The organism is Microbacterium sp. GbtcB4, from assembly GCF_019091465.1.
GTDB classification, from domain to species: Bacteria; Actinomycetota; Actinomycetes; order Actinomycetales; family Microbacteriaceae; genus Microbacterium; species Microbacterium paraoxydans.
Genome location: NZ_JAGXJJ010000020.1, coordinates 1 through 1,197, shown reverse-complemented (window position 1 = coordinate 1,197; position 1,197 = coordinate 1). Strand labels below are relative to the sequence as shown.

The window sequence follows — 1,197 nt, the reverse complement described above, 5'->3', positions numbered from 1 at the left end:
GGTGGTCGGCAGCGGGTGGGCCACGAGTGGGGTGGAGCCTCGGCCGGCCCCGATGAAGGCCTGACAGACATGGGCCGGCCGAGGGGTTGAAAGTTCCCGTCAGGCGACGGGAAGCAGTGCGATGGAGGGCGCGGCGGCGAGCGCGCCTCCGATGAGCGGGCCGGCCCCGGGCACCCAGGAGTACGCCCAGTCGGAGGGGCCCTTGCCCTTGATGGGGAGGATGGCGTGAATGATGCGAGGCCCGAGGCCGCGCGCGGGGTTGATGGCGTAACCGGTGGGGCCGCCGAGGCTGATACCGATACCGATGACCAGGAAGGCGACGGGCAGGGCGCCGAGTTCCGCGGGGGTGCCTCCATTGGTGAAGGCGAGGATGCCGAACACGAGGACGAACGTTCCGATGACCTCCGTGACGAGGTTGGAGCCGTAGGCACGGATGGCAGGACCGGTCGAGAAGACGCCGAGCTTCGTGGCGGGGTCGGGCTCTTCGTCGAAGTGGCGCCGGTATGTGATCCAGACCAGGAGCGCTCCGAGCATGGCACCGACGAGCTGAGCGGCAATGTAGACGAGGAACTGCACGAATGTGATGTTTCCGAGGATCAGCAGGGCGATGCTGACGGCCGGGTTGAGGTGCGAGCCCGAGGAGTACGATGCCGTGACTCCAGCGAAGACGGCGAGACCCCAACCGATGCTGACCGCGAGGAATCCTGATCCGAGACCCTTGCTCTTGATGAGGGAGACGTTGGCGACGACTCCGCAACCCAGCAGAAGTAGCAGGGCCGTTCCGACCGTTTCGGAGAGGAAGATCAATCCGAGGTCCATGGTGTTTCCTTTCCGCGGACGTCTGCGTCCGCGCAGGTCAAACCACGCGCTCGGGTGCGCGTGGTCACAGATGGTGGTGCGAGGGGGCGGCGCCCGGGTAGAAGGTGGAAGGTCAATCGCGGTCTACCCGGGCGCGCTCGGTACGGGACTGTGCGGCGCAGCGCGACCTACGCCGAACAGCGGGGGGCTGCTCAGAAGGTGCGGATCGGGATCTCCGCGGGAGCCTCGAGAAGTTCGCGAATCTCGTCATCAAGCTTGACCAGCGTGATGGACGCGCCCGCCATGTCCAGCGAGGTGCAGTACTCGCCGACATAGCTACGGGTTGGGGTGATTCCCTGGGCCGCGAGCTTCTCGTGTGCGATGCCGTACAGAAGGTAC

General features: G+C 66.3%; 2 protein-coding genes. Both read right to left on the bottom strand.

Features of this window, described 5'->3' with window-relative positions; translation table 11 throughout:
* Positions 1-99: 99 nt before the first annotated feature.
* The gene (locus tag KVS71_RS17125; RefSeq protein WP_217585115.1) at positions 100-819 is read right to left on the bottom strand and encodes an MIP/aquaporin family protein; all 720 of its coding nucleotides are present in this window, start codon (positions 817-819) and stop codon (positions 100-102) included.
* Positions 820-1,010: 191 nt separating this feature from the next.
* A partial coding sequence (locus KVS71_RS17120) for a dihydroxyacetone kinase subunit DhaK (protein ID WP_217585114.1) occupies positions 1,011-1,197 on the bottom strand: 187 nt, incomplete at its 5' end.

What these genes read in the sequence shown, in the direction of transcription:
- KVS71_RS17125 (WP_217585115.1), bottom strand. Translation starts at nt 819, where the DNA reads ATGGACCTCGGATTGATCTTCCTCTCCGAAACGGTCGGAACGGCCCTG.